Origin of the sequence: Methanocalculus sp. (genome assembly GCF_029762515.1) — an archaeon.
GTDB lineage: Archaea > Halobacteriota > Methanomicrobia > Methanomicrobiales > Methanocorpusculaceae > Methanocalculus.
Genome location: NZ_JARVGN010000352.1, coordinates 1 through 2,435 on the forward strand (window position 1 = coordinate 1; position 2,435 = coordinate 2,435).

The 2,435-nt window shown below is 53.3% G+C and carries 2 protein-coding genes and 1 pseudogene; all 3 read left to right on the forward strand.

The window, feature by feature from the left end; translation table 11 throughout:
* Positions 1–259, forward strand: a pseudogene (locus QCH34_RS10770) (argininosuccinate lyase); the annotation flags it as partial.
* Positions 256–1,482 (forward strand): Glu-tRNA(Gln) amidotransferase subunit GatD, encoded by a 1,227-nt coding sequence (gatD, locus tag QCH34_RS10775; RefSeq protein WP_300333996.1) that lies wholly within the window; start codon positions 256–258, stop codon positions 1,480–1,482. The pseudogene QCH34_RS10770 and the gene gatD, both read left to right, overlap by 4 nt.
* Positions 1,472–2,435 (forward strand): Glu-tRNA(Gln) amidotransferase subunit GatE (gene gatE, locus QCH34_RS10780; RefSeq protein ID WP_300333999.1); only part of this gene is annotated, 964 nt, incomplete at its 3' end. The genes gatD and gatE, both read left to right, overlap by 11 nt.

Here is a 2,435-nt window from a genome sequence, read left to right on the forward strand (position 1 = left end):
GGGCAAAGAGATCTCAGGCATCTCTCTTCAGGAAATGGGGCTTACAGAAGATCGAATTCGAAATGCACTCGATCCAGCCCTCGTAGTTGCCGCGAAGAAGGTTGCCGGGGGGCCGGCTGAAGAGGCCATCCATGACGCGATACGGATACGCTCAGGTCTTCTGAAGGAGCATAATGAGACGATACAGATGCAGAGAAGAGTTTTACAGGATGCTGAAGAGGAGCTTGTCTCCATGATACGGGGGCTTATTGAAGCATGAAGACCGGAGATCTTGTTTCCTGTACCATTGGCGGGAAGACGCTTGAAGCAGTGTATATCACAGAACGGGATGAGAGGGCTGTCCTGAAACTCCCATCAGGATACAATATCGGAGTGCCATTCCCTGAAATCAGGCATATCAGGGATGGGGAGGAGAGAAAAGGAGTCGAACCGCCTGCTGTGCAGGATTCGAAATTACCTGAGCTTGCAATCATTTCAACAGGAGGCACCATCGCATCCCGTGTAGACTACCGGACAGGGGCGGTAACAAGCAGATCGACAGCTGATGAGATCATCTCAGCCATTCCCCGGCTTGCTACAATCGGGCGTTTCCGAACCAGACAGCCATTCTCGATACTGTCTGAGAATATGAAACCCTCAATGTGGATTGAGCTTGCACGCAGCATCCATGATGAGATTCAGGCAGGCGCCCGGGGTGTCATTGTCACTCATGGAACCGATACGATGGCATATTCAGCATCTGCCATCAGCTTCATGCTGGATACACCGGTTCCCATCATCTTTGTCGGTTCCCAGCGATCAGCCGACCGCCCGAGCAGCGACAATGTGATGAATGCACTCTGTAGTGCTGCTGCTGCATCTGCAAATCTGGGCGAGGTCGCCATCTGCATGCATGGTACTGTCAATGACGATTATTGTGCTGTGCACCGGGCGACAAGGGTACGAAAGATGCACACTTCGCGCCGCGATGCATTCCAGAGTATCGGAGCAGAACCGATTGCAACGGTCACCTACCCGGATCTGGAGGTATCGCTTCAGGCAGATGCCATAGGGAGAGATGCACGGGAGTTGACTCTCAGGGATACAATGGAGGAGAAATGTGCCCTTATCTCCTACTATCCGGGGATGAATCCGGCAATCCTTGATTCATATACATCATATCGCGGGCTTGTCATCGCGGGAACCGGGCTTGGCCATGTCGGAACTGTCCTTATGGATAGGATACGTGAGCTTGTCTGCAATGGAACAACAATCGTGATGACAACGCAATGCCTCCAGGGAAGAGTCTGCGACCGGGTCTATGATACCGGGAGGGATCTCCTCAGGGCGGGTGTCATCGAAGGAGAAGATATGCTTCCCGAGACTGCTCTTGTCAAACTGATGTGGGTTCTTGGACAGACAGAGAACCCTGATGAGATCCGGAAGATGATGCAGGAGAATCTGAAGGGTGAGATTGTACGGAGGTCTGTGTATGGATTATAAGGCACTCGGCCTGACCGCAGGAATCGAGATTCACCAGCAGCTCGACACAGCTGAAAAGCTCTACTGCCGGTGTCCGACCATTCTCAGGAATATTGATGAGAAAAACGGTGAGATCAGGCGATACCTGAGGGCAACGGTCTCGGAGATGGGTGTCATCGACCGTGCGGCAGAAGAAGAGATGAAACAGATGCGCTTCTTCTCATACTATTCCTACGATACCACCTGCCTTGTCGAGAATGATGATGAGCCACCGACACCGATGAATCCGGAGGCCCTTCAGATCACCCTCACCATCGCAAAGATGCTCTCGATGACCCCGATCTCACAGGTGCATACGATGAGGAAGATGGTGATCGACGGGTCAAACACCACCGGCTTCCAGAGAACGGCACTTGTTGCCATGAACGGGATTGCAGGTGGCAGCTGCAGGATCGAGTCGATCTGCCTTGAGGAGGAGGCAGCCCAGAGAGTGACCGACAAGACATTCTCGCTGGACAGGCTCGGGATACCGCTTGTTGAGATCACAACCACACCCTGTATGCATACTCCGGAAGAAGTGAAGGAGATCGCAGAATATATCGGCATGATCCTCAGATCAACCCGGAAAGTGAAACGCGGTCTTGGAACAATCAGGCAGGATGTGAACATCTCGATCAGGGACGGAGCCCGTGTTGAGATCAAGGGGGTGCAGGAACTCGATCTGATCCCGGAGGTCGTCTCCCGTGAAGTTGAGCGGCAGGTGAGCCTGCTTGCGATCAGGGAGGAACTGAAAAGCCGTGGTGCTGAGGTGCTCCCCGGGGAGATTGATGTCACTGATCTCTTCTCATCCACGAAATCGAAGGTGCTGAAGAAGGCGCCATGCATCATGGCTGCAACCCTGAAAGGATTTGCCGGGATCATAGGGCGGGAGATCCAGCCCGGACGCCGCCTCGGAAGTGAGATGTCGGATTATG